Annotated in this window: 23 protein-coding genes; all 23 read left to right on the plus strand. The window is 33.8% G+C overall.

The genetic code is table 11. The annotated features are described in order from the left end of the window. Positions 1 to 25 precede the first annotated feature (25 nt). The 23 genes from R2R71_RS16480 (at position 26) to R2R71_RS16590 (ending at position 25,283) form a co-directional block, all read left to right on the plus strand. A complete protein-coding gene (locus R2R71_RS16480; protein WP_316832375.1) occupies positions 26 to 691 on the plus strand; it encodes a hypothetical protein in 666 nt (221 codons plus the stop codon). 120 nt (positions 692 to 811) lie between these two features. After that, complete coding sequence (gene rfbB, locus R2R71_RS16485; protein ID WP_316832376.1) at positions 812 to 1,864, plus strand: dTDP-glucose 4,6-dehydratase; 1,053 nt, start codon at positions 812 to 814, stop codon at positions 1,862 to 1,864. Continuing rightward, entirely contained in the window at positions 1,864 to 2,409 is a 546-nt protein-coding gene (gene rfbC, locus R2R71_RS16490; protein WP_316832377.1) for a dTDP-4-dehydrorhamnose 3,5-epimerase, read from the plus strand. The genes rfbB and rfbC overlap by 1 nt, the downstream gene beginning before the upstream one ends. After that, positions 2,402 to 3,262, plus strand: a complete 861-nt coding sequence (gene rfbD / locus R2R71_RS16495; RefSeq protein WP_316832378.1) for a dTDP-4-dehydrorhamnose reductase — start codon at positions 2,402 to 2,404, stop codon at positions 3,260 to 3,262. The genes rfbC and rfbD overlap by 8 nt, the downstream gene beginning before the upstream one ends. 13 nt (positions 3,263 to 3,275) lie before the next feature. Further along, a complete protein-coding gene (gene rfbA, locus R2R71_RS16500) occupies positions 3,276 to 4,136 on the plus strand; it encodes a glucose-1-phosphate thymidylyltransferase RfbA (RefSeq protein WP_316832379.1) in 861 nt (286 codons plus the stop codon). A gap of 257 nt (positions 4,137 to 4,393) precedes the next feature. Continuing rightward, positions 4,394 to 5,032, plus strand: coding sequence for a DUF6266 family protein (locus tag R2R71_RS16505; protein ID WP_316832380.1), 639 nt, complete (start codon positions 4,394 to 4,396; stop codon positions 5,030 to 5,032). A 104-nt stretch (positions 5,033 to 5,136) separates the two neighbouring features. Further along, a complete protein-coding gene (locus tag R2R71_RS16510; RefSeq protein WP_316832381.1) occupies positions 5,137 to 6,420 on the plus strand; it encodes a nucleotide sugar dehydrogenase in 1,284 nt (427 codons plus the stop codon). Positions 6,421 to 6,505: 85 nt separating this feature from the next. Then, positions 6,506 to 7,642 carry a GDP-mannose 4,6-dehydratase gene (gene gmd, locus R2R71_RS16515; RefSeq protein WP_316832382.1) on the plus strand — a complete coding sequence of 379 codons (1,137 nt, stop codon included), beginning with the start codon at positions 6,506 to 6,508 and terminating at the stop codon, positions 7,640 to 7,642. Between the two features lie 34 nt (positions 7,643 to 7,676). Then, positions 7,677 to 10,268, plus strand: coding sequence for an SLBB domain-containing protein (locus R2R71_RS16520; RefSeq protein WP_316832383.1), 2,592 nt, complete (start codon positions 7,677 to 7,679; stop codon positions 10,266 to 10,268). 19 nt (positions 10,269 to 10,287) lie between these two features. After that, positions 10,288 to 11,394 (plus strand): lipopolysaccharide biosynthesis protein, encoded by a 1,107-nt coding sequence (locus R2R71_RS16525; RefSeq protein WP_316832384.1) that lies wholly within the window; start codon positions 10,288 to 10,290, stop codon positions 11,392 to 11,394. A 135-nt stretch (positions 11,395 to 11,529) separates the two neighbouring features. Further along, complete coding sequence (locus R2R71_RS16530; protein WP_316832385.1) at positions 11,530 to 12,984, plus strand: lipid II flippase MurJ; 1,455 nt, start codon at positions 11,530 to 11,532, stop codon at positions 12,982 to 12,984. Then, positions 12,969 to 14,087 carry a glycosyltransferase family 4 protein gene (locus R2R71_RS16535; protein WP_316832386.1) on the plus strand — a complete coding sequence of 373 codons (1,119 nt, stop codon included), beginning with the start codon at positions 12,969 to 12,971 and terminating at the stop codon, positions 14,085 to 14,087. The genes R2R71_RS16530 and R2R71_RS16535 overlap by 16 nt, the downstream gene beginning before the upstream one ends. A gap of 5 nt (positions 14,088 to 14,092) precedes the next feature. Beyond that, the gene (locus R2R71_RS16540) at positions 14,093 to 14,998 is read left to right on the plus strand and encodes a glycosyltransferase family 2 protein (RefSeq protein ID WP_316832387.1); all 906 of its coding nucleotides are present in this window, start codon (positions 14,093 to 14,095) and stop codon (positions 14,996 to 14,998) included. 10 nt (positions 14,999 to 15,008) lie between these two features. Then, entirely contained in the window at positions 15,009 to 15,722 is a 714-nt protein-coding gene (locus R2R71_RS16545) for an NAD-dependent epimerase/dehydratase family protein (protein WP_316832388.1), read from the plus strand. A 2-nt stretch (positions 15,723 to 15,724) separates the two neighbouring features. Beyond that, complete coding sequence (locus tag R2R71_RS16550) at positions 15,725 to 16,738, plus strand: polysaccharide biosynthesis protein (RefSeq protein WP_316832389.1); 1,014 nt, start codon at positions 15,725 to 15,727, stop codon at positions 16,736 to 16,738. Positions 16,739 to 16,863: 125 nt separating this feature from the next. Continuing rightward, positions 16,864 to 17,871, plus strand: coding sequence for a glycosyltransferase (locus tag R2R71_RS16555; protein WP_316832390.1), 1,008 nt, complete (start codon positions 16,864 to 16,866; stop codon positions 17,869 to 17,871). A 101-nt stretch (positions 17,872 to 17,972) separates the two neighbouring features. Continuing rightward, entirely contained in the window at positions 17,973 to 19,079 is a 1,107-nt protein-coding gene (locus R2R71_RS16560; RefSeq protein ID WP_316832391.1) for an EpsG family protein, read from the plus strand. 59 nt (positions 19,080 to 19,138) lie between these two features. Continuing rightward, positions 19,139 to 20,257: a glycosyltransferase family 4 protein gene (locus R2R71_RS16565; RefSeq protein WP_316832392.1), complete on the plus strand. Its 1,119-nt coding sequence runs from the start codon at positions 19,139 to 19,141 to the stop codon at positions 20,255 to 20,257. 50 nt (positions 20,258 to 20,307) lie between these two features. Continuing rightward, a complete protein-coding gene (locus R2R71_RS16570) occupies positions 20,308 to 21,135 on the plus strand; it encodes a glycosyltransferase family A protein (protein WP_316832393.1) in 828 nt (275 codons plus the stop codon). Positions 21,136 to 21,145: 10 nt separating this feature from the next. Next, positions 21,146 to 22,288: a glycosyltransferase gene (locus R2R71_RS16575; protein ID WP_316832394.1), complete on the plus strand. Its 1,143-nt coding sequence runs from the start codon at positions 21,146 to 21,148 to the stop codon at positions 22,286 to 22,288. A 5-nt stretch (positions 22,289 to 22,293) separates the two neighbouring features. After that, positions 22,294 to 23,235 carry an NAD-dependent epimerase/dehydratase family protein gene (locus R2R71_RS16580; protein ID WP_316832395.1) on the plus strand — a complete coding sequence of 314 codons (942 nt, stop codon included), beginning with the start codon at positions 22,294 to 22,296 and terminating at the stop codon, positions 23,233 to 23,235. 20 nt (positions 23,236 to 23,255) lie between these two features. Continuing rightward, a complete protein-coding gene (locus tag R2R71_RS16585) occupies positions 23,256 to 24,155 on the plus strand; it encodes an NAD-dependent epimerase/dehydratase family protein (RefSeq protein WP_316832396.1) in 900 nt (299 codons plus the stop codon). A gap of 33 nt (positions 24,156 to 24,188) precedes the next feature. Continuing rightward, positions 24,189 to 25,283, plus strand: coding sequence for a mannose-1-phosphate guanylyltransferase (locus R2R71_RS16590; protein WP_316832397.1), 1,095 nt, complete (start codon positions 24,189 to 24,191; stop codon positions 25,281 to 25,283). Positions 25,284 to 25,345: the final 62 nt, after the last annotated feature.

The raw sequence follows: 25,345 nt of genomic DNA on the forward strand, positions 1-25,345 counted from the left end.
TCAATTTAAATAATTTTTTAAGATTATGAATAAACTAAGTACAAATTTTATCTCCAAAAAGCATAAGCGTTTTCAGGATACCTGCCCTTACCTGTTAAATGATGAGTACCTGGAAAATCCCTATCTCGAGATCGAATCATTTTTTAGTGCATTCAGCCTGGGTGAGTACAAAAGAGATTTAAAAAAATGGTTTAAAGCAGTTTTAACCGAAAAGAACCGGTTTAAAAATACAGGTGCTTTAATTTTCTTTTACGAACAGCTCATCCGTTTAATTCATGCCAGCTATGTTATTGCGCAAAGCGATTTAAAATATCCAAGGGATAAACCTTACAGCCACAAAGCCGATAGTTTTGGCAGTTGGATTTTGTTTACGCATGAAGCAAATGAATCATTGAGTATAAACACAGATGTAGCATATGTTATAACTGAACTAAATACTAAGGATAAGGCGAATCCAATGCGCTATTTAAGGACGCACCTGACATTTAAAAAAGTAAAATGGATCAGATATGGTTTAAAAGAATGGCTTCAGATTGGTTTGAGCAAAAAGAGTAGCATTGTTGATGCAGATGAACGTATCATCTATCCTTTGTATGAACAATTGGAGAAGCTGCTGGAAATATGCTTTCTTCTCTTAATGCTTGTCTCCCAAACAAATGCTGGATTAGATTTTCCTTCAGAAACTGATTGACAATTGTATCATCCGTTTCAAAGTTTAACCATAAATAAGTTACATAACTGCCAACCTAAATTGTTTATTTCCAATAACTATCTTATTTTAGCCGATTGAAAATGCATTTATCCTCATAAAGTGAAAAAAATATTAATAACCGGTGGTGCCGGATTTATCGGTTCCCATGTAGTGCGCCGTTTTGTAACCAATTATCCTCAATACGAAATCGTAAACCTTGATAAGCTGACCTATGCTGGCAATCTTGCAAATTTAACTGATATCGAAAATAAACCTAATTACAGGTTTGTAAAAGAAGATATTACGGATGCTGCTGCAATGAATGCTTTATTCAAAGCAGAAAACTTTAATGCCGTGATTCACCTGGCGGCTGAAAGCCATGTAGACCGTTCAATTACTGACCCTACAGCTTTCGTAATAACAAATGTAATTGGTACGGTTAACTTGCTAAATGCTGCCCGTGAATATTGGAAGGGCGACTATGATAAAAAACGTTTTTACCATGTAAGTACAGATGAAGTTTACGGCGCTTTGGGCGAAGAAGGTATGTTTACAGAAACAACAGCATACGATCCGCACAGTCCTTATTCAGCATCTAAAGCTAGTTCCGACCACTTTGTTAGGGCGTATCACGATACTTATGGTATGGATTGTGTAATTTCAAATTGTTCAAACAACTATGGTTCTCATCACTTTCCGGAGAAATTAATTCCTTTGGCCATAAATAATATTAAGAACAACAAACCTGTACCTGTTTATGGTAAAGGAGAAAATGTTCGCGATTGGTTATGGGTTGAAGATCATGCCCGTGCCATCGATGTTATTTTCCATAACGCTAAAACCGGTGATACTTATAATATCGGCGGCCATAACGAATGGAAAAACATCGATTTAATTAATTTACTGTGCACCATCATGGATGAGAAATTAGGTCGTGAAAAAGGTACATCGGCTAAACTAATTACTTATGTAACCGACCGTGCAGGCCATGATTTAAGGTATGCTATTGATTCTTCAAAATTACAAAACCAGTTAGATTGGGTGCCAAGTTTGCAGTTTGAGGAAGGTTTGGCAAAAACAGTTGATTGGTATCTTCAAAATGAAGATTGGTTAAATAACGTAACATCAGGTAATTATCAGTCTTATTACGAACAACAATACAGCAATAAATAATGGAAATTCAGGAAACGGGATTAAAAGATTGTGTGATTATTAAACCAAGGGTTTTTGAAGATTCGAGAGGTTACTTTTTTGAAAGTTTTAATAAAAAAACATTTGAAGAAAAAACAGGCTTATCAGGTAATTTTGTTCAGGATAACCAATCATTTTCATCATATGGCGTAATCAGGGGCCTACATGCCCAGGCTGGCGAGTTTGCGCAGGCTAAGTTGGTTCGTGTTTTAAAGGGTGAGGTTTTAGATGTTGCTGTTGATATCCGTCCGGGCTCACCAACCTATGGCAAACATATATCTGTTAAATTAAGTGCCGAGAATAAATTACAACTATATGTACCCCGTGGCTTTTTACATGGGTTTTCGGTATTAAGTGAAACGGCTGAGTTTTTTTATAAGTGTGATAACTTTTATGAAAAATCTGCTGAAATCGGCATTATGTACAACGATCAGGATTTGGCCATCGACTGGATGATTCCGGCTGAGAAAGCTGCTATTTCTGATAAGGACTTAATTTTAAATACTTTTGCTTCTTTAAATGGCTAAGATATTAGTAATAGGTGCTGGCGGTCAGCTGGGGCAATGCCTTAAAACCGTAGCAGAGCGAAAAGGGATTACAGATATTGTTTTTCCGGCAGAAAAAGATGCAAATATCTTGGATGCTGCGCTTTTAAACACTTTGTTAGAAAAGGAAAAACCTGCCTTTGTAATTAACTGTGCGGCATATACTGCAGTAGACAAAGCGGAAGATGAGCTTGATTTATCAAAAGCAATAAATGAAACTGGTGCTGCCTATCTGGCTACTGCCTGTAAGGCAAACCAGACTACTTTAATCCATATTTCTACCGATTTCGTTTTCGAAGGGAATGAAGTAAAGCTTTTAACAGAGGATGATGTAGCTAAACCTATTAATGTTTATGGTGTAACTAAGCTCGATGGAGAAAGTGCTGTTATCGCTAATGTAGATGAACATTTTATTTTGCGCACGAGCTGGTTATATTCAGAATATGCCAATAACTTCGTAAAAACAATGCTGAAGCTCGGAGCAGAACGTGATGAGCTAGGCATTATTGCCGATCAGGTGGGTACTCCAACTTATGCAATTGATCTGGCCAACGCTATTTTTGAAGTTATTGATTCGGGAAGCGAAGCTTATGGTATTTATCACTATAGCAACGAAGGCGTAACTTCCTGGTTCGATTTCGCAAAAGCTGTATTCGATATCAGTGGTACAGAGGTAAAGGCTAATCCGATTCCTGGTGCTGCATATCCAACAAAAGCAAAGCGCCCGGCGTTTTCTGTAATGGATAAAACTAAAATTAAAAAAACATTTAATCTGACCATTCCGTACTGGAGAGACAGTCTAGTTGAATGTATCGCTCAAATTAATAATCAATAATCAATCTTCAAATATGAAAGGTATAATCTTAGCTGGTGGCAGCGGAACACGTTTACATCCATTAACACTTGCATGTAGTAAGCAAATGATGCCGGTGTATGATAAACCAATGATTTATTATCCCTTATCAACCTTAATGCTGGCTGGTATCAAAGAAATTTTAATCATTTCTACGCCCCATGATTTACCAAATTTTGAGAAACTTTTAGGTGACGGTAGCTCGCTAGGTTGCAAATTCAGCTATGCCGTACAGGCTGAGCCAAACGGGCTTGCCCAGGCATTCGTGATCGGTGAAGAATTTATCGGTAAGGATAAAGTTGCCTTAGTACTTGGTGATAATATCTTCTATGGTGATGGAATGGCTAAATTGTTACAAGCCAGTTCAGATCCTGAAGGCGGTGTTGTTTTTGCTTACCAGGTTTCAGATCCTGAACGCTATGGCGTAGTAGAGTTTGATGAGAACAAAAAGGCAATTTCAATTGAAGAAAAGCCTGAAAAACCAAAATCTGATTATGCGGTACCAGGTTTATATTTTTATGATAATGATGTAGTAGAAATCGCCAAAAATATTAAACCATCTCCAAGAGGTGAATATGAAATTACTGATGTAAATAAAGTTTACCTGGAGAGAGGTACCCTAAAAGTTGGTGTTTTATCAAGAGGAACGGCCTGGTTAGATACAGGTACCTTTACTTCCTTAATGCAGGCCGGGCAATTCGTTCAGATTATCGAAGAACGTCAGGGTTTAAAAATCGGATGTATAGAGGAAATCGCCTATCGCATGGGCTTCATCAGTGGAGAGCAATTAAAGGCAATCGCAACACCGCTGGTAAAAAGTGGTTATGGTGCTTATCTGCTCAAACAGATCAAATAACGTTTAAAAAATAGTCAGCTTAAAAGGCTCCTGTAATTTACTTACAGGAGCTTTTTTTTGAAAAAAGTTCTTGAATAGGCAGTATTTTTCTGATTAATGATAAGCTTTCAGAGGGGGATAAAAGGGATTTTAGTCGGACTTTGGTCGGGTTTATGACAATTCTACCCGAGCAAACTGTTTCTCAAAACAGAATTAATTATGTATTTCATATAAAGTTTTATTAAATTAGTACTAATCATCCCATAATCTTAAAAGTTATGGCGATATTAAATGAAGGAATTAACGGTGGTTTCACCGGTAAAGTTGGAAGCGTAATCGGCTACCAGCTAAATGGAAAATGGGTAATCAGAGGCTTGCCAAAGTTTAGCCAGAAGAATAAAATCGGGACAGCGAAACAACAGGTTTGTCGTAAAAAATTCACCCTAATGCAGCATTTTCTTGCTGGCGTATTCTACTATATTAAAACTGGTTTTAACCTCGAGTCTAAACGCAGGGGTATCTCTGCGCATAACGCCGCCAAATCTTTTAACATGATCAACGCCTTTAATGAGGCAGGTGAAATTGACTATTCAAAGATTATCCTCACATATGGTGTACTGGAACAGCCAAATGTCCCAAAACATTATATTGATGATTCCGGATTACACTTTAGCTGGGAAATAAATTCAACCGGAGGTAACGGGCGTACCACCGACCAGGTAATGGTTTTAGCTTATAATAAAACGAATAAGCGGGCTGATTGCATTTTTAGTGGTAACCGGCGATACATTGGTAAGGAAACGCTGGAAATACCCAACTTAACAAAAGGCGATACCTTTCATACCTGGATTTCATTTATCAGTGATGACAGGACTTCTATATCAATAAGTGTTTATATAGGCCAGATTACATATTGATCTACACAAAATTAGAAATGAAATTAATAAACCCTTTAAGTCACTTTAAGAAAGACCTTCAAAAAGGCATTGATTTATCTATCTTTGTTATTATTTAAGCACGAATGGATAAAGTAAAACAAATTGCGGTTATTGGATTAGGTTATGTTGGTTTACCATTAGCGATCGAGTTTGCAAAGAAATATCCTGTAATTGGCTTCGATACGAGCGAAAAGCGGGTAACAGCCCTCAACGCTGGCTTAGATATTACGAAAGAGGCCAATCTCGATGAACTTAAGCTGGTATTGGAGAACACCGATAAGGGGAAAGGCTTAAAATTTAGTTCGCACCTGCCCGATATAAGCGCATGTACTGTTTTTATTGTAACCGTGCCAACGCCCATCGATCATTTAAAACGCCCGGATTTAGAACCTTTGCTAACAGCATCGAAAATGCTTGGGATTGTTCTAAAGAAAGGAGATATCGTTATTTATGAGTCAACGGTGTATCCGGGCTGTACAGAGGAAGATTGTGTGCCTGTTTTGGAAAAAATATCCGGTCTGGTTTACAATAAAGATTTCTTTTGTGGATATTCTCCTGAAAGGATTAATCCCGGAGATAAGATCAATACACTCACTAAAATTAAAAAGGTTACTTCGGGTTCAACACCTGAAATAGCCCTAACCATAAACGAATTATATGCAAGTATAATCACTGCCGGCACACACCTGGCGCCCAACATTAAAGTTGCCGAAGCTTCGAAGGCCATAGAAAATGCGCAACGTGATGTTAATATTTCGTTTGTTAACGAGCTGGCCGTAATTTTTGATAAAATGGGGATCGATACAGCAGATGTACTTGCTGCAGCTTCAACAAAATGGAATTTTCTAAATTATAAACCCGGACTGGTTGGTGGCCATTGTATCGGTGTGGATCCATACTACCTGGCCCATAAATCAGAGGCGCTAGGCTATAAACCCGAAGTTATTTTATCCGGCAGGCGGGTAAATGACAATATGGGCATGTTTGTTGCTAATAAGGTGATCAAGATGATGGTGGCACAAGATAAAACGATCAAGAACTCGAGGGTGCTTATACTAGGCTTTGCCTTTAAAGAGAACTGTCCGGATGTGCGCAATACACGCGTGATTGATATTTATAAGGAGTTTAAGTCTTTTTCAATTGAGGTGGATGTTTATGATCCCTGGGCCGACCCTTTTATTGTAAAAGAGGAGTATAATATTTCGCTCTTAACCGAAAAGCCAGCGGCAGTATATGATGCAGTGGTTCTGGCTGTTGCCCATCAGAAGTTGCTTGAACTTGATTTTGCCTCTTTTAAAGCAAATGGTGCTATTATTTTTGATACAAAATCTTTTATTGATCGGAAATTAACAGACGCAAGGCTATAATAAATATATTTTATATGCCGGTTTGTATTTTAACAGGCAAAAATTATTCAGTATGTTTGTTGGCTTAAAATCTATGAATTAATATATGAAAGTTGCTCTTATTACTGGTGTTACCGGGCAAGATGGCGCTTATTTAGCTGAATTTTTGTTAAAAAAGGGTTACTTCGTTCATGGAATTAAACGGAGAACTTCACTTTTTAATACAGATCGGATTGATCATCTTTATCAGGATCAGCATGAAAGTAACGTCCGTTTTAAATTGCATTACGGCGATTTAACGGATTCAACTAATTTAATCAGGATTATTCAGGAAACACAACCTGACGAAATTTATAACCTGGCTGCTATGAGCCATGTTCATGTAAGTTTTGAAATGCCAGAATATACTGCAAATGCTGATGGCATTGGAACTTTGCGCTTACTTGAAGCCATCAGGATTTTAGGGCTAACGCAGAAGACTAAAATTTATCAGGCCTCTACTTCAGAATTATATGGGCTGGTTCAGGCTGTCCCACAAAGTGAAAACACACCTTTTTATCCCCGCTCGCCTTATGCGGTTGCAAAAATTTATGGTTATTGGATTACAGTAAATTACCGTGAAGCCTATGGTATGTTTGCCTGTAATGGTATTTTATTTAATCACGAGAGTCCCTTACGTGGAGAAACCTTTGTAACCCGTAAAATTAGCAGGGCAGCCAGTAAAATTGCCTTGGGACTTCAAAATTGTCTGTATTTAGGAAATCTTTCAGCACAAAGAGATTGGGGCCATGCAAAAGATTATATAGAGGCGATGTGGCTAATCCTTCAACAGGAAAAACCTGAAGATTTCGTTATCGCAACAGGGATTACGACTACCGTAAGAGATTTTGTAAGAATGAGTTTTGCCGAACTGGGAATCGAAATCGAATTCTCGGGTAAAGAGGAAAATGAAAAAGGCGTAATTATCAATGTGGAAGAAGAAAGAGCCATTGTTTTAGGTTTGAATTTGGATAACCTGAAACCAGGACAAACGGTAGTTCGGGTTGACCCAAAATATTACCGGCCAACAGAGGTTGATTTGCTTTTAGGTGACCCAACCAAATCAAAAACACAATTGGGCTGGCAACCTAAATATGATTTGCCTGCTTTGGTAAGTGATATGGTGATTTCCGACCTCCATTTGATGAAGAAAGATGAGCACCTGAAGTCGGGAGGTTTTAAAACTTTAAATTATTTTGAATAATAAAGTGATGCTAAATGCATTACATACAATATCTATGAAACAAAAAATATTCCTCTTATTATCCTTCTTTTTTTTAACGTTATTCACTGCCTCTACAGCGCTTGCACAGAGCAATTATGCTAACCAGAAGGTAGACGAATTATCTGATGCGCAGATTAAACAATTGATGCAGAGGGCCGAATCACTAGGTTATTCTGATGCACAACTGGAGCAGATTGCTGCGGCTCAGGGTATGAAGCAGGAAGAAGTTACCAAGTTGCGTGCAAGGGTTGAAAAAATCAGGAAACAAGGTGCCTCTTCAAGCCCTGTTAAAACGGCTACAAATAATAATACATCTTCTGGTGGTACGGACAGGCAATATGTTGGTGGGGTTGATACAACCTCGACTGGACAGCCTACAAAGCAGGAATTAATTGATAAAGCCTTTAATGATTTAAAACCCAAGGTATTTGGTTCAGAATTATTTAAAAATACCAATATCACCTTCGAACCTAATTTACGAATGGCCACACCGGCAGGTTATGTTATTGGTCCTGATGATCAGCTATTGATTGACATAACCGGTGATAATGAAGCGAATTATGATCTTAAGGTTAGCCCGGATGGCTCAATCAGAATTGAATATGTTGGCCTGGTTAAAGTTGGTGGCTTAAGCATTGAAGAAGCCCGTTCCAAGATAAAAAGTCTGATGTCTGGAACCTATCCTGCATTACGTTCAGGCAGAACAAAACTGGCCATTAACCTTGGCAATATACGAGGGATTAAAGTGGTGCTGAATGGACAGGTGACAAAACCAGGTACTTATACCTTATCATCTTTATCGAGCGTGTTTAATGCACTTTATGCCGCCGGTGGGCCAAATGAAAATGGTTCTTACCGAAAAGTACAGGTAGTAAGAAATAACAAAATTGTAGCGACAGTCGATTTTTACGATTTAATCATCAATGGAATGCAAAAGGGAAATATTCGTTTGCAGGACCAGGATGTGATTAATGTGCCGGTATATGAAAACCGAGTTGAAGTGGTTGGTGAAGTTAAAAACCCGGCAATTTTTGAAACCATAAAAGGCGAAACCTTTCAAAATGTTTTAAATTTTGCAGGTGGTTTCTCAAATGTCGCTTATCAGTCGGCGGTAAAGGTTTTTCAAAATACAACACGTGAACGAAAAATATCAGATATTTTTGCGGCTGATTTTAATACCTATATTCCCAAAAACGGTGATAAGTTTTTTGTGGAGCCGATTCTGGATAGGTTCGAAAACAGGGTAGAGATTAGTGGTGCTGTATTCAGACCAGGTTATTTCGAACTGGAAAAAGGTATGACTTTAAAACAGTTAATTCAAAAGGCTGATGGTTTAAAAGAAGATGCATTCATGAGCAGGGGCTATATTTCCAGATTAAATCCTGATAATACTTTAGCGCTAGAATCCTTTGATGTTGCTGCCATTATGAATGGAAGCCAAACCGATATTTCACTTAAAAGAGAAGATAAGATTACCATTTCATCGATTTTTGATTTAAGGGAGGAATACAAAATTACCGTACAGGGAGAGGTGAGACAACCTGATCAGTTTCCTTATGCAGTTAACATGAGCCTGGAAGATGCAATACAAATGGCAGGTGGTTTTAAAGAAGGCGCCTCACCAAACCGCATCGAGATCTCAAGAAGGGTTAGAAACAGCGATCTTTTATCAACCGCTGCCAGTACGGCCGATGTTTTTACGATTAATATTGATAAAAACTTGAAACTGGTATCGGATACTACTTTCAGGTTACAACCATTTGATATCGTATCGGTAAGAAATGCCGAAGGCTATGTGGTGCAAAAACAGGTTAAAATAGAAGGAGAAGTATTGTATCCGGGTACTTATACCATTAAAAGTAAGGATGAAAAAATATCTGATTTAGTAAAAAGGGCAGGAGGTTTAACAGCGCTCGCTTATACGGATGGCGCATCTTTAAAAAGATCGGGTAAGGATACTTCTTTATTCAGGAGTCAGAAAGATTCCCTTAATAAGGAGTTACAACTAAAGCGTGCCAGGTATGGAAATAGCTACACAGATAAAGATGATAATCAGGAAGATAGGGCTTCTTTGGAAAAAAAATCTGAGGATAGGGCCAGAATTATGAATTTGCAGCGACTCACCCAGTCAGGTGTCGATACCACTTCTTTTAGCAAGCAACCACAGGTTGTTGCTTCTGATATGGTGGGAATTGATTTAACCAGAATTCTGGAATCTCCAGGAAAAAGGTACGATTTACTGTTAGAAGACGGCGATGTGATTAAGGTGCCCAAACAATTGCAAACCGTTAGGGTGAGCGGAGAAGTACTAAACCCAAATAACATTGTATTCAAATCCGGTAGAAGTTTTAAAAGCTACGTAAATGGTGCTGGTGGTTTTACAGCCAATGCCTTGAAAGGCAGTGCCTATGTGAAATATGCTAATGGTTCTGTAGAAGGCGCCAGAAGTTTCCTGTTTTTTAACAACTATCCAAAGATTAAACCTGGAGCTGAAATCTTAGTGCCAAAACGTGCAGAAAGAGAACGTATCTCTGCGCAAGCCTGGATAGGAATTGGTACTGGTTTGGCTTCTTTAGGGGCTATTATTGTAAGTTTACTACGTTAATTAATTCATTTAATATAAAATGACAACAGAGATTCAGGAGAATAATGTGAATGAAAAAAGCGAAGAAATTTCTCTCAAAGAACTTATTTTGAAATTTTTACAATGGTGGCGTTATCTCTTATCAAAATGGCTGCTTATCGTATGCTTTGGTTTGTTAGGCGCTATTTTGGGTTTTTACTATGCGTATTCAAAAAAGAGAGTCTATGTTGCAACAACAACTTTTGTATTGGAAGATGAGAAAAGTGGTGGTGGATTATCTAACTTGGCCGGCCTAGCATCTTTGGCGGGTTTAGATTTAGCAAGTAGCGGCGGGGGTATTTTTCAAGGAGATAATATTCTAGGGCTTTATAAATCTAGAACTATGATCGAAAGAACTTTATTAGCAATTGTTTACGTAAACGGAAAGAAAGAATCATTAGTGGAACACTACGTCCATTTTAATGGTTTAAGAAAAAAATGGACAAGTAATCAAAATTTAGAGAAATTGAATTTTTTTCCTGACAGTTCGCAAGCTGAGGTTGGCTTACTTAAGCAAAATAGATTAAGAGATAGTATTATTTCGGTGATAGTGTTTGATATTAATAAAAATTATCTATCTGTAACCAGGCCTGATAAGAAGTTAAGTACTATTCAAGTTGATGTAAAAGCAACGGATGAGTTTTTTGCCAAAACATTTAATGATGAACTGGTTAAAAATGTAAATGAATTTTACGTAGCCACTAAAACAAAAAAAAATTTGCAAAATGTTAAAATTCTACAGCATAAAACCGATTCGGTGAGATCTGTAATGAATGGTGCTATCTACTCTTCTGTGGCGATTTCTGATGCCACACCCAACTTAAACCCAACCCGACAAATTCAAAGGTTAGCTCCATCACAAAAATCTCAGTTTTCGGCTGAAACAAATAAAGCCGTTTTGGGTGAAATGGTTAAGAATCTAGAACTGACAAAACTGGCACTGTTAAAAGAAACGCCGTTAATACAGGTAATAGATAAACCTATTTATCCACTTATAAGTGAAAAGTTTGGAAAATTAAAGGGAGCAGTTTTAGGTGGAATTATATTGGGATTGTTAACTTGTGCAGCCCTCATCTTTAGGCGCATAATAAGTAATTCGCTCGTTTAGATAACGGATTTATTTGTGCCTATACACTAACCAGAATGGTTCATTAAATTTAATACTTCAAAAAAAATCAAAATATTGAAACGGAGATCCAGCTTACTCTTTTTAGTAAGAATAATCAAACTATTAGTTGGTATTATGAGTCTATCATTAACAGCAAAATATTTTGGGGTTAGCATTGATAAAGATGTATGGCTACTTTCCTTATCTGCAGTACTGTTTCTAGATATGGCTGTCTGGGGGCCCATCAATGAGACTTTTAGGTCAAAATTTATTTTTTTAAGAGGCGAAGTTGGTGAAGAGCTTGCACTCCAAAAAACGCGATCATTATTATTTTTTAGTTTTATTATATCAATTGGATTAGTCTGCTTAATACTTATATTTCCAGAATTTTTAGCTAAAATCATAGCACCAACTTATTCTGGTGAGAAATATCATAAATTAATTAATATGATAGTAACAGCAGCACCAATTCTTCTTATTACACAGATGTCTGCCATATATGTTAGCATATTGAATGCATATGAATCATTTTTTATTCCAGAAATTACTGGTTTTGCAACATCTATTCTTAATTTGATTTTGTTAATTTTGTTGGCACCTAAAATAGGTATTTATTCGATAGTGATTTCTTACTATATAGGGTCAATTCTGTTGCTTATTTTGTTATTTATTCAAATAAGAAGAATGAAAATTCCTATTTGGGTAGGTTATAATGTTAAGTTCGCTGATTTCAAGATTTTTTTCATGTTTGCATTACCATTTTTTCTCCCATACTCATTTGGACAAATTTCAGGTGTTTTGGAGAAAACTCTTGTGAGTACAATTGGAATTGGTAATGTCTCTGCATTGGATTATTCCAGAAAGTTTACTGACATATTTGTGAGTGTATTAACAAGTGTTTTGGTAACAATGCTGATTCCTGTTTTGTCCTCTAAATTCGTTGAAAGTAAGCCAAGAGAATTTTCAGCTAACTTCATGCAGATATTTCAGCTGGGAATTCTTTTATTATCTATTATTATTCCAATATTCACATCAGCATCCCCATTTATTGTAGATATTTTTTTTAATAAAGGCAAAATTTCATCTGACACGTTGACAGAGATCAGTAAATTAACAATGTTATATAGCTGGAGCACGTTTCCGGTATTTGTATATTTAATTTTTGGGATGGCTTTGTTGGCATCTGGACGTGGTAAGAAATATGCATTTTATGGTATGTTGGCGCAGATTTTTTCAATTTTTATAAACTTGGCATTTGTGAAAGTAGTGGGGATTTTTATATTTCCTATTTCACTTTTGATCTCCCATATGATTTCAGGAATGATTATGGCCTATAAATTTCCTTTTAAAAATAGAGCTATAGTAAAACTGTTTTTTAAATATATTATAATATTAATATTAAATACTGTAGCCGTATACTTTTGTAGTAAAATCATCCAATTTGGAAACGGGCAGTTTTTACAAATTGTAATTAATTCGGCAATTACTTTTATACTACTACTATCATTTATATATCTTCTTAATTTGGAAGAAAAGAATACAATTAATTTGTATTCCTCAAAACTCATAAGCAAATGGAAAAATTTTTAACTCTCTTCCCGAATGCAGAAAATGTGCATTTGACAAAAGATGTAGGAATGATTCCATTTGTCTTGAATAGAGAATATAAATACGATGCATCAATAGCTTGTTTCGAGAATGGTGATTACCCATACTTAACAACAGATGTTAACGGATTAAAACAAATTTTCATAAAACAAATTTTCAAAAGTGAGTTATTAAATGTCGGTTGGTTTTTAATACGAAATTTTAGGAAATTCAATGTGTTGCAATGCTATCATATTTCTAAGAATAGCATTTTTTACCTTTTACTCTTTAAAATTTTACATTTAATCTCTATTTCTAAAAGCTCAACTTACTTAAAGTTTGACTTAGATGATTCTATTAAAAGCAAAAAGTTAAGTAGAATGTCAATTTTTTTGTTAAAACGAATTGATCTTTTAAGCGTGGAAACCAAGGATTTATGTGATTATTTAAATACCAAAGCCTTATTTAATGGTAGAGTAAAATATGTGCCTAATGGTTATTTTGACTCAAAAGCGAGGAATGTTATTGAGTTTAATTCAAAGGATGATACAATTATAACAGTTGGGAGAATTGGTAGTGAGCAAAAAAATAATGAACTTTTATTAGAGGCGTTTAAAGTTTTTTCGAGAGAAAATGAGAACTGGAAATTGGAATTAATTGGGCCGATTGAAAAAAACTTTCAACCCTACATCAAAGTTTTTTTTGAAGAAAACCCTTCCTTAGTTTCAAGAGTTTTTTTTATTGGTAATATATCGGATAGAGAGATTTTACAAGCTAAATATGATAAAGCAAAAATATTCATATTAACATCTCGCTGGGAGGGCTTTCCTTTAGTGTTTTTAGAGGCAATTAAGTCCGGGTGCAGCTTGATCTCGCCAAGATTTTCATGCGCAATAGATGTTACAGACAACGAAGCTTACGGTTCATTATTTAGCCGTGATGAAAACCCTAGGCTTTTAGCAAATAGGATTTTAGACTTGGTAAACGATTCAAATAAACTAGAGACTGATTGCTTGAAAATTCAGGAATTTGCACAAAAGAAATTTTCTTGGTTAAAAATTTGTGCTCACATAAATATGTTGCTTAATCACTTAGCTAAAAATTAAAGGTTATGGACATATCAATTATAATTGTTAACTATAATACAAAAGATTTACTTAAAAATTGTATCGACTCAATTTATACTCATACCCATGGTGTAGAATTTGAAATCATTGTAGTTGATAATGCTTCATCTGATGGTTCGCAAGAATACATTAAAAATAACTTTTCTGATATAGTTTTAATTTGCTCAGATAATAATTTAGGTTTTGGCCGGGCTAATAATTTAGGTGTTAAATATGCGAAAGGTGAATTCTTATTTCTTTTGAATTCTGATACTCTATTAGTGGAGAATTCGATAGAGAAATTGCTGTCTTTTTTTATTAAACATCAACATAAATTAAATATTGGTGTAGTAGGAACTATATTAGTTGATGAGCATTTAAAAAATAATGGATTTGGTAGTGATTTTCCAACTTGTGCAAAAGAACACAAAAAAAATTTACTTACGGTTCCATTTTTGAAGCACTTTGTTAAAAATTCTCCAGAAAGAGTTTACGATTTTGGTAATGAATATTTTGAAATTGATTATGTAATTGGTGCAGATATGTTATTAAAGAAAAGCTTATTTGAAGAAATGGGAGGTTTTTCTGCTGAGTTTTTTATGTATTTTGAAGAGTCTGACTTACAAAAGAGAATCAGTAAATTAGGATATCATCAATATATTTTTACAAAAACTAAAATTATACATCTTGAGGAAGGAAGTGGAAAGGCAATTAATAATTATTCTAATAAAAAGAGAATAATCACAAATCAAAGTCGAATTATTTATTTAAAGAGAAATGATGCACAAAATTTTTATAAGTGCAGCTTAAGTTTTACAATTATTTTATTTTTAAATTTTTTTAATCATAAATATACCTTTAAAGAGAACATTCTATATTTTAAACAAGTGTTAAAAGTGCTATTGAAGTAGATAATTTTTTATGAATATTTTAATTTTAGGTTCATCTGGTTTTATAGGAAAAAACCTAGTTACTAATTTGTCGTGCGATAATGATGTTTATATTGCGAAGATCGACGAGGATGATTTACTTTTGATTGAAAAAATACAAAAGGCAGATGTTATTATAAATGCGGCTGGTGTTTCTCGCTCAGAATTTGAAGATGACTTTTTTCGATACAATATATACCACTCTCAAAGACTTTTTTCAATCATAAATAAATTTGAGAATAAAATGTATATATATTTTTCATCAATTCATTTCGGTGTAGATAGTTTGTACGGTTTTAGTAAAAGATATAATGAATTTTTACTCAGAGAATCAGATTCTAAGCATAAAAATCAATTTCTATGCTTAAGAATTCCAAGTATATTTGGACCTGGCGTTAAGCCAGATTATGTTTCGGTTGTGGCAACTTTTTGCAATAATGTTGCAACGAAAAGGAAAAGTGAAGTTATTGATGGTAATAAAATTCTTAGTTTATTATATATTGATGACTTAATAAATTTTATAAAGGAAAAGATAAACAATAGATCCATTGGTTTTGAATTAGTTGATTTTTTCCCCTTTACAGTAGAGATAACCGTTAATGCTTTGTTTGAAACAATAAACGCCATTGGTATTAACAAAACAGATACTATAAAAGAAAATAAATTCTTAAATAATTTATCTAAAACATATAACTTCTATAAATAGATATGAATACAGCTTTTTTGAAAGATAAAACAATTACTATTACCGGCGGAACAGGATCATTTGGTTCTACCCTGTTAGATTTTCTAAGCGATAGTGAGGTCAAGAAGATAAAAATAGTTTCTAGAGATGAAACTAAACAAGATATTTTAAGAAAGAAATTCCCAAGCGACAAAGTTGAGTTTATTATCGGCGATATTAAAGATCGAGAATCACTTTTTGGTTCTTTTGAAAACTCTGATTATGTTTTTCATGCAGCCGCTTTAAAGTATGTGCCTTCTTGTGAGTTTTTTCCATATGAGGCTGTTAAAACCAATATTATTGGCTCAAATAATGTTTTGGAGGTAGCTCGACTTGTAGATGTTAAAAAGGTTGTAATGTTGAGCACGGATAAAGCAGTGCAACCAATAAATGCAATGGGTATGTCGAAGGCAATGATGGAAAAACTGACTTTTACATATGGTTTGAACCACAAAAACACTGTTAAAACAATTTATAATGTTACTAGATATGGTAATGTTATGGGATCCAGAGGGTCCGTTATACCGCTTTTTATAGATCTTCTTCTGAAAGATAAAGAATTAACCGTTACCGACATGAATATGACGAGATTCATGATGTCGTTACAGGAATCTGTTAATTTAGTTCTTTATGCTTTAGAACATGGTACTCAAGGTGAATTGTTTGTGCAAAAGGCACCAAGCGCTACAATTGAATGTCTAGTTGGCGCTTTGGAATTAATTTTTAATAAAAAGGCTAAAATAAAAACAATAGGCTTTAGACATAGCGAAAAACTTCATGAAACATTGTTGTCAGCTGAAGAAGCTACAAGATCTTCAAGTCATGATGAATACTTTAGGGTAAAACCAGATTTAAGAGATTTAAACTACTCTAATAATAATGCTATTGAAAGTTCATCTTTAGTTCCATTTGATTCAAGTAATACTAAAATACTGAACGTAGATGAATTAGCTAGATTATTACTTAAACAGGATTTCATCAGCAAGTTTTTAAACTAAGTATTTTCAAACTTATCGTAATAGATTTTTTTGCCTGTTAACATAAATGATAAGAACTATCTAAGTGCGAAAGTAAATATTGTCTTATATCTGATAATATTTTTATTTAAAAACGTAAATTGAATATGAAAAAAATATTTATTATAGGTTCCGATAGCCAGTACGGAATGGAAAGGAGCTATAAGTCAGCATTAGAAAAATTGAACTTTGATGTTGAAATTCTAGATTTTAATAAAATTTGCAACTCTTTTATTCCAATAAAATTTTTAAAAAAGATAGGACTCTATCTTAATATTATTCCAGCGATAACTAGAGCAAATCATGTTGTTTCAAAACGAGTATTTTCAGAAAGGCCACATGCGATAATTGTATTTACGCATGTGAGGATTAATCCTGGGTCTATAGAATATTTTAAAGATTGGTGTGATAATGTTTTTTTCTATTGGCCAGATTCCATCGTTAATATGTCAAGTTCAATATTCTCCAATTTAAAACATTATCATAAGGTTTACACACATTCCGAAAGAAACGTTGAAATTTTTAAAAAATATGATATAACTTCTTATTGGTTACCTTTCGCTGGAGATACTTTAATCTCTGAACAATATAGTCCAAATACTGAACTCAAGAAAGAATATGATTTTTCCTTTATTGGAGCATATAGACCAGAAAGATTTGAAGCCGTTAATACATTATTAAGTAATTTTGAAAATAGTAAGTTTTTAGTTGTGGGACTTGGTTGGGAAAAATTAGATTTTATCAATCGAAAAAACCTCATAATTGTTAATAAAATGGTGAACCTAAATGAGTTCTTAAATTACTCTTCAAAAAGTAAAGTTGCTTTAAATGCTATAGATCACTTGAATTTTCCGTCATCAAATTTAAGGTTTTTTGAAATTGCACTTTCCTCTGTGCCTCAAATTTCGACCCACATCCCTGAGTTTGATGATAAATTTAAACATGGAATACACGTTTATTACTACAAAAATCAAAGAGAATTAGTTGAAGTAGCAGAATACATTTTAAATAATTATGATGAAGCTCTAAATACTGCCAGAGAATTCAGGAAAAGTATAGATTTTGAGAATAATTATCTTACCAGATCATCATATTTGGCTAATCATTTTTTATAAATCCTTGCCATATTTTTTTGTGGTAATTCACAAGTTAAAATTTATAAATCAACCTCAAAATAAATTATTTTCAATTTCAAATAATCATTTAATAATTAGTAGTGGCTGTTTATATTTTTACTTTTATTTTATTCAGCGTCTTTTCTTACTTAGAAGTGCGTGTTAATTTGACTGAAAGTAGTAAGAAAGCATTATATTTTACAGCATTTTTCTTGATCGTAGCTCAAGTGGGATTAAGATGGGAAACCGGCACTGATTGGGTTCCTTACTATAAACATTTCGAGGCTGCAATTTCAATAGATAAAGTTTTATTAGATGTTTTATTAGGTTTTGAAATTGGTTATGGATACTCAGTTTTTTTAATTCGTTTTTTAACAGATAGTTATACTGTTTTTTTATTATTGCATGCTTTAGTCTATTATCTCCTGGTATTCAAAGCTAATAAATTACTCAGTCCGTATCCGCTTATTTCTATTTTTATATTTTATACGTCAACAATGGGCATTTTAGGCTCAAACAGACAATTAATAGCTTTATCTATTTGTCTGTATTCCTTAAAATTTGTTCTAGACAAGAAGCCTTTAAAATTTCTATTTTCAATTGCAATAGCATTTTCTTTTCATACTTCAGCACTTTTCTTCCTCATATATTATTTTTTAAATAGGGATTACAAAAAGTATTTAGTGGTTTTATTTTTGTTATCGGCAATAGTAATTGGAAAGTCAAGCATACCGACCTACGTTTTCTCTAATTTTGCTAATTTTTTAGGGGGAGCAGCCTCTGTAAAAGCAGAAGCGTATAGTGATAATGAATTGTCCGCAACATCATTAAGTTTAACAGGATTAATAAGAAGATTATTATTTTTTGCCTTATTCTTATTTAATTATGATGCAATAGTTAAGAAATGGAGTGCTTATAAAATATTATTTAATGGTTATTTATTTGGATTGGGTATATATTTTTTGTTTAAGGATACATTCATAATTTTAGTGGGAAGAGGAAGTTTCTACTTTAATGTAATGGAATGTTTCTTGCTTGCAAGTCAGTTATTAATATTTAGATATAAAAAAGATAAGAGTTACATTTTAATAATTCTTATAATGTACGCAATTCTTATTTTTTTTCAGTCAATATCTGAATTTCCAAATCTATTTCTTCCATACAAGGGTATATTTATCAATGAAGATTTTCGACGTGAGGGGCTCTAGTAGTCAGTTAAATATACAATATCCATAATTTAAGCAATTCAACTTTATAAATTTAATGTATGATTAAAAATAAAGAACTTATTATTTTTTCATTTGACTTTCCTCCTTCAAACGGTGGTATTGCAAGACTATGTCAAGAAATCGCTGCTGGTATGAAACCATATTATGAGAGAGTCCGCGTTTTAACACGAGAAAAGGAAGGTGTCAATATTCCATATAACATTGAGCAAGTTGAAATAATTACCTTACCTCATAGACGATTTTTATGCGAAATCAAGGCGATAATATTTTTATCTAAATTAAAAAATAAATACAACTGTGATATTTTATGTGGAACATGGCATCCCGAAGCAATATTATCTTTGGTTTCTGGCTTTAAAAATGTTTTCATTTTGGGACATGGAGCAGAATTTACAAGTGGAAGTTCATTATTCAGAAAAACAATTTGGCTACCACTGTACTCCAAAATAATTCTGAGCCAAGCAAAATTAATAATCGCAAACAGTAGATACACCAAGAAATTAGTTCATAAAATAGCCCACTCTGCAAGTTGTGAGTCATTGCCACTAGGTGTAAACCACAATTTTTTTAAGCCCGATTTTACCTTACATAAGGATAATAAATGTTTAAGGATTTGCACAGTTTCTAGAATTGAAAAATTTAAAGGTCATGATTTTGTTGCACGTGTATTATCGAAAATAAATGAAAGCCATCCTAATATGGTTATATGGAATGTGGCTGGTACTGGAGGTTATCTAAATGAGATAGTAAAAATAACTCATGGTTTAGGTATTGATGAAATAGTTAAATTTCATGGGTATGTAAAAGATGTAGATTTACCCAAATTTTACAATGAAAATGATTTATTTCTTCTTTGTACTAGAGAGAGTGTTAACGATGTTAATGTGGAAGGCTTTGGGTTAGTTTTTTTAGAAGCCCAGGCATCCGGGATTCCTGCTATTGGAACTAAAACTGGAGGCATTGCTGATGCGATACATGTGGACAATGGAGGGTGGTTAATAAGTCAGGATAATGAATTAGAACTGTATAACCTTTTAATAAATCTGTTAAATAGTAAGGCTATTGTAAATGAGGAAGGATTTAAGGCTAGAAAACGAATTGAAGAAATGTGCACTTGGGAAATCTACTGTAGGGATTTGGCAAAATTGATGAATTAGTGTTAATCTTATTCATGTTATATTTTGATTGATAAAAAAATAAAGTTATAATGGAACGAATTAATAGGTCGTTAATCAGTGTAGTTATACCTGTCTACAATGCATCTAAAACTATCCTTAACACTTTAGAGTCTGTTAAAAATCAGACATTTAAAGATTTTGATATAGTTGTTGTAAATGATGGCAGTACTGATAACTCTGACAGTATTGTAAATGATTTCATATTAAACAATCCAATGCTTGAAATTAACTACATTGTTCAAGAAAATGCCGGCGTTTCTGCTGCAAGAAATTGTGGTTTGAAGTTCGCAAGCGGCAGTTGGATAGCACTGTTAGATAGTGATGACCAGTGGTTACCAACTAAGCTGGAGCGTCAAATGGAAGTGATCAAAGCAAATTCGGATATTGAATTTCTTGGTACTAGTAGAAATGGAGAAATTATTAAAAGTAATGTCCTAAACAAAGAATCAACTTTGACCAAAATTGATGCAAAATATTTATTGCTAAGAATGCTCTTTATTACACCAACAATAATTTTTAAAAGGGAAATTTTGAATGATGTAAGCGGTTTTCCATCGCATCAGAATTTCTGTGAAGATGGAAATTTTTACATCAGGATATGTAAAAGAGGTCATAGCTATTTTTTAAATGAAAGTTTAGTCATAACTGGAGGTGGAAAAGCCCACTTTGGGGAAAAAGGACTTTCCAGTAATCTTTGGGGGATGGAAATTGGTGAGCTTCAAAATATTAAACTAGCATGTGAGCTAGGGATAATTAACAATATTCAATATCCATTTTTTGTAAGCTTCTCATTATTGAAATACCTCAGACGTGTAGTCATTGTAGCAAAAAATAGTATGTCTAAACCTTCAAAATAATAATTTAGTCTTGGAAAAAAAAATAAAAATATTGAGGGTTGTTACCCAAGCTGAAGTTGTTCCCTGGCATCTAAAAAATTTTTTAGATAGATCTGTTAACGATTACACGATTTATGTTGCAGGTAATAACGTGTCTCGTTATAAAGCAGAATACCCTTTGATAAACTTTATTGACGTAAAAATAATCAGAAAGTCTTCACCCTTTCACGATCTTATAGCCCTCATCAAACTTATTCAAATTTGCATCAAAATACGGCCAGATATTGTTCATTCTATAATGCCAAAATCTGGTTTTTTGACTGCATTAGCTGGTTTCTTTACATTAATTCCTATTCGAGTCCACACATTTACTGGTCAGGTTTGGGCAACGAAATCAGGTATTGCTAAAACCTTATTAAAGTTTATGGATAAGGTAATTTTCTATCTTAATACAAGATGTTTAACGGATAGTCCATCCCAATCTACATTTTTGGCTAACTCAGCCTTTTTGCGAAAAGGTCAACAAATACATTGTTTAGGTAAGGGTTCATTATCTGGTGTAGATTTGGACAGATTTAAACCTGCATCATCTGATGACAAAATAAATTTTAGGCAAAGTATTGGTTTAAAGCCAAATGACTTTGTATTTGTATTCTTGGCAAGAAAATCAGTTGTCAAAGGAATCGTTGAGTTATTTGCAAGCTTTGAAGTCTTTCATTCAACAAAAGATGTGAAGCTTCTGTTTATAGGCCCAGATGAGTCTAATGGAGTATTAAAGGAATTATATGATAAGTATCAAAATATTTCTGATCAAATTATTAGTTTAGACATCGTTAAAGAACACGAAAATTACTTAAATGCCAGCGACGTGTTATGTTTACCAAGTAGCAGTGAAGGATTTGGAACAATTGTTATAGAGGCTGCTGCACTCAAAGTACCTACTATAGGTTTTGATATTGTAGGACTAAGCGATGCTATTGAAAATAATCAAACTGGCATATTAGTACAATTTAAAAATGTTACTGCTTTTTCTGATGCGATGAAAATGTTATACGAGAATCAAACGAAATTTCATGAGTTGAGAGAGAATGCACGAGCAAGAATTTTAAAGGATTTTTCAGCCGATGCCATTTATAATTTACAAAAAAAATTTTATCAATCTTTATCCAAATAGAATATATGATTATCGCAATTACCGGGGCAACAGGTTTTATAGGAAAAAGGTTAGTGAATCATCATTTAGAGCTTGGTCATGAGGTTAGAATTTTAAGTAGGAAAAAAATAAACAGTCTATCCCCCAAGGTCAAACTTTATAATGGACATCTTCTAAGCGATGGAGAAACTCTTAAAAAATTCACTCACAAAGTTGATGTATTATATCATTGTGCAGCAGAGATTAAAAATAATAGTTTGATGTATGAGGTAAATGTGTTAGGAACAAAAAATCTTTTACTCGCTGCAAAATCTGAAGTAAAACATTGGGTCCAATTAAGTAGCACAGGTGTCTATGGACCTTTGTATAATGGCATTATTGATGAAAAGCAAATTCCTAATCCTAAAAACGACTATGAAGGCTCTAAATTAGAGTCAGACAAGTTGGTCATGAAGGCCGGTAAGGAAAAATGGTTCACTTATACTATAATCAGGCCCTCTAATGTTTTTGGCCCAGATATGACCAATCAATCCTTATTTCAATTAATAAAAGCTATTGACAACGGTAGATATTTTTATATTGGTAAAACTGGAGCTAATGCTAATTATGTTTCGGTTGAAAATGTAATCGAAATACTATATCAAGCGGCAACAAATAAATTGGCTATAGGAAAGATTTACAATATTTCAGACCAATTGCCTTTAGAAAAATTTATTGAAGCAATAGCAGATTTTCTAGGTAAGCCCAAGCCAAAACTTAGGATGCCAAATTTTTTCATGAGACTCATTGGTTTTATAGGCGATGCTATTCCTAGTAGCCCTATTACAACCTCAAGAGTAAGAGCGCTAACAAATAGGGTTTCGTATAGTAATGATTTGGTTGTACATGAACTAGGTTATCTGCCGAAAGTTGATATTTTAAGCACATTAAAAAAGATGGTAGAAGTATATAAAGAAAACAAAATTTAACAATCTTATAATACCAAATTATGAATGCTTACATAACTGGTTCAACTGGCTTCGTTGGGAAGCACTTATCAAAATACCTTAATGATTATGGCTTAGATGTTAAGGCTATTAACAGGCAAGAATTGAATGAAGCGGATAAACTATTTTTCACAAAGGATTCTAGCATAATACATTTGGCTGGTAAAGCTCATGATCTAAAAAGAACCGCGAAAATAGAAGAATATTATGAAGTTAATTTTGAGTTAACTAAAACGTTATATGATGCGTTTTTGAAATCAGAAGCAACTATGTTTATATTTGTTAGTTCTGTTAAAGCTGTTGCCGACTCACTCAATAGCCCATTAACAGAGGAGGTTATAGCCAATCCAAAAACACCTTATGGGAAATCTAAGCATATGGCTGAAAATTATATAATTAATCAGCCATTGCCAAATGGTAAGACCTACTATATTTTGCGACCTTGCATGATTCATGGACCTGGTAATAAAGGGAATTTAAATCTTCTATATAAATTTGTTAAAAAAAGTGTTCCCTATCCATTGGCATCCTTTGTAAATCAAAGATCGTTTTTAAGCATTGAAAATCTATGTTTTGTAATTGCTAATATGTTAAAAAAAAATATTCCCTCAGGTGTTTTTAATGTTGCAGATGATGTAGCATTGTCCACTAATCAAGTAGTTGAAATTTTAGCAAATTCAATGAATAAAAAACCTAAACTATTGGCAATCCCTCAAAGTTATATTCGCCTTTTGGCGAGAATAGGCGATATATTTAGATTACCATTAAACAGTGAAAGATTGTATAAGCTAACAGAAAATTATGTAGTCAGCAACAAAAAAATTAAACAAGCCCTTAATTTGGAATTGCCCATCTCAGTCGAACACGGCTTAGCAATCACTGCTAAATCATTCGAAGCTTAATCTATGATTCTAACTAATAATAATATCCTCATTATGGCAGGCGGAGTTGGCTCACGCTTTTGGCCTAGAAGCCGTGACCACTTTCCTAAACAATTTATTGATATTTTAGGTTTAGGAAAATCATTGTTGCAACTCACTTATGAACGCTTTCTAAAAATTTGCCCAAATGAGCAGATTTACATTTTAACCAATGCAGACTATGCTGGCTTGGTAGAAGAACAACTTCCTGAAGCTCTACAAAAAAATATATTGTTAGAGCCAAGTAGAAATAATACGGCACCTTGTATCGCTTATGCCAGTTATAAAATAGCAAGGACTAATCCAAATGCAAATATAATCGTTGCACCTTCCGATCATCTGATCTTAAAAGAAGAAGAATTTTTAATTAAAGTTATCCAAGGATTGGCTTTTACTGAAGAGAATGATGCATTATTAACCTTAGGTATAAGTCCAACACGTCCTGATACTGGTTATGGATACATAAAGTATTGTGATGAGCAAGGAGCAATGAACAAGGTGCAAGGAATAAAGAGCAAGGTGCAAAGAGAAGAAATAAAGAAAGTAACGGCTTTTATGGAGAAGCCTTCGCTTGAAAAAGCACAGGCATATTTGCAAAGTGGCGATTACGTTTGGAATGCAGGTATCTTCATTTGGTCGGCAAGTGCGATTAAAAATGCTTTTGAAAAATATGCTCCAGAAATCGCATCTATATTTGAGAAAGGGAATGAATTATACAATACAGATGAAGAAGTAGCATTTGTTTTAGAAAATTACCCAACAACTCCGAACATTTCAATCGATTATGCTATATTGGAAAAAGCGGATAATGTTTACACAATTCCTGCTGATATTGGATGGTCAGATTTAGGTACCTGGGCATCTTTACATAGTGTTGCCCAGAAAGACGAACAGAATAATGCCATCAGTTGTGCACATTTAAATATCTCAGAAACTGCAGATTGTTTAATCCAGCTCCCTGCCGGGAAAGCCGCAGTAATTAAGGGCTTGTCGAACTTTATCGTGGTAGACGATGGAAAAGTATTGTTAATTTATCCTAAGTCTGATGAGCAGGAAATCAAACAAGTTGCCTCAGCAATGGTGAAAGCATTTGGAGATGAGTACAAATAATTACTATCGAAATCTTATTTATTGTTTTGGGTTAAGTAAATAATTTAAGCTATTAGGATTTG

The organism is Pedobacter aquatilis (genome assembly GCF_032678405.1).
GTDB lineage: Bacteria > Bacteroidota > Bacteroidia > Sphingobacteriales > Sphingobacteriaceae > Pedobacter > Pedobacter aquatilis_A.

Coding starts and splice junctions, on each gene's coding strand:
- R2R71_RS16480 (WP_316832375.1), top strand. CDS start 26: ATGAATAAACTAAGTACAAATTTTATCTCCAAAAAGCATAAGCGTTTT.
- rfbC (WP_316832377.1), top strand. CDS start 1,864: ATGGAAATTCAGGAAACGGGATTAAAAGATTGTGTGATTATTAAACCA.
- rfbD (WP_316832378.1), top strand. CDS start 2,402: ATGGCTAAGATATTAGTAATAGGTGCTGGCGGTCAGCTGGGGCAATGC.
- rfbA (WP_316832379.1), top strand. CDS start 3,276: ATGAAAGGTATAATCTTAGCTGGTGGCAGCGGAACACGTTTACATCCA.
- R2R71_RS16505 (WP_316832380.1), top strand. CDS start 4,394: ATGGCGATATTAAATGAAGGAATTAACGGTGGTTTCACCGGTAAAGTT.
- R2R71_RS16510 (WP_316832381.1), top strand. CDS start 5,137: ATGGATAAAGTAAAACAAATTGCGGTTATTGGATTAGGTTATGTTGGT.
- gmd (WP_316832382.1), top strand. CDS start 6,506: ATGAAAGTTGCTCTTATTACTGGTGTTACCGGGCAAGATGGCGCTTAT.
- R2R71_RS16520 (WP_316832383.1), top strand. CDS start 7,677: ATGAAACAAAAAATATTCCTCTTATTATCCTTCTTTTTTTTAACGTTA.
- R2R71_RS16525 (WP_316832384.1), top strand. CDS start 10,288: ATGACAACAGAGATTCAGGAGAATAATGTGAATGAAAAAAGCGAAGAA.
- R2R71_RS16530 (WP_316832385.1), top strand. CDS start 11,530: ATGAGTCTATCATTAACAGCAAAATATTTTGGGGTTAGCATTGATAAA.
- R2R71_RS16535 (WP_316832386.1), top strand. CDS start 12,969: ATGGAAAAATTTTTAACTCTCTTCCCGAATGCAGAAAATGTGCATTTG.
- R2R71_RS16540 (WP_316832387.1), top strand. CDS start 14,093: ATGGACATATCAATTATAATTGTTAACTATAATACAAAAGATTTACTT.
- R2R71_RS16545 (WP_316832388.1), top strand. CDS start 15,009: ATGAATATTTTAATTTTAGGTTCATCTGGTTTTATAGGAAAAAACCTA.
- R2R71_RS16550 (WP_316832389.1), top strand. CDS start 15,725: ATGAATACAGCTTTTTTGAAAGATAAAACAATTACTATTACCGGCGGA.
- R2R71_RS16555 (WP_316832390.1), top strand. CDS start 16,864: ATGAAAAAAATATTTATTATAGGTTCCGATAGCCAGTACGGAATGGAA.
- R2R71_RS16565 (WP_316832392.1), top strand. CDS start 19,139: ATGATTAAAAATAAAGAACTTATTATTTTTTCATTTGACTTTCCTCCT.
- R2R71_RS16570 (WP_316832393.1), top strand. CDS start 20,308: ATGGAACGAATTAATAGGTCGTTAATCAGTGTAGTTATACCTGTCTAC.
- R2R71_RS16580 (WP_316832395.1), top strand. CDS start 22,294: ATGATTATCGCAATTACCGGGGCAACAGGTTTTATAGGAAAAAGGTTA.
- R2R71_RS16585 (WP_316832396.1), top strand. CDS start 23,256: ATGAATGCTTACATAACTGGTTCAACTGGCTTCGTTGGGAAGCACTTA.
- R2R71_RS16590 (WP_316832397.1), top strand. CDS start 24,189: ATGGCAGGCGGAGTTGGCTCACGCTTTTGGCCTAGAAGCCGTGACCAC.